This window comes from Colwellia psychrerythraea, assembly GCF_000764225.1.
Lineage (GTDB): Bacteria > Pseudomonadota > Gammaproteobacteria > Enterobacterales > Alteromonadaceae > Colwellia > Colwellia psychrerythraea_D.
Genome location: NZ_JQED01000026.1, coordinates 1 through 614, shown reverse-complemented (window position 1 = coordinate 614; position 614 = coordinate 1). Strand labels below are relative to the sequence as shown.

Here is a 614-nt window from a genome sequence, read left to right as displayed (position 1 = left end):
GTCTTAGTAAAGCTCGGAGACTAATCCGAACGTATTGTAAAGTCTGACATTTTCACGTACTCAATAAACCCTAAGATTTATGATGAGTTACTTGATAAAACAATTAACGTCGAGTAGACATTAACTGAGTTTTTTACTTATTAATGATAAACACTCGAGGAGAATGTTTATCGATGATACTTACGTCATTTGTAACGTTCAGCGCGACACCGTTCGTTACGACATAAATATCGGTATTTATATCAGCTTTCCAGATTGTTAAAGAACTTATCAGTTACACGCATTCGGTAACGATATGGTTTAAAAAAACCAAATGTAAAATCACTGTAAAAGTGTCTTTAGATTTGGTTTTTATTCTTTCAAGAAGAATCTACCAATTACTTTATTTAAGTAAATTGGTAGGTCTGGGCAGACTTGAACTGCCGACCTCACCCTTATCAGGGGTGCGCTCTAACCAGCTGAGCTACAGACCTATTATTTCTTCAAATTTGTTATCATGTAATTTGTGTGAACACTCATAAAGCCGAAGCTTTCATTAAATCGTTTTATATCAAGATAAGGAGGTGATCCAACCCCAGGTTCCCCTAGGGTTACCTTGTTACGACTTCACCCCA

At 36.3% G+C, this 614-nt stretch carries 1 tRNA gene and 1 rRNA gene; both read right to left on the bottom strand.

Annotated elements, in window-relative coordinates:
* Positions 1-396: 396 nt before the first annotated feature.
* Positions 397-473: transfer RNA gene (locus ND2E_RS10710), tRNA-Ile, on the bottom strand.
* A gap of 83 nt (positions 474-556) precedes the next feature.
* Positions 557-614 (bottom strand): 16S ribosomal RNA (locus tag ND2E_RS0121530); the annotation flags it as partial.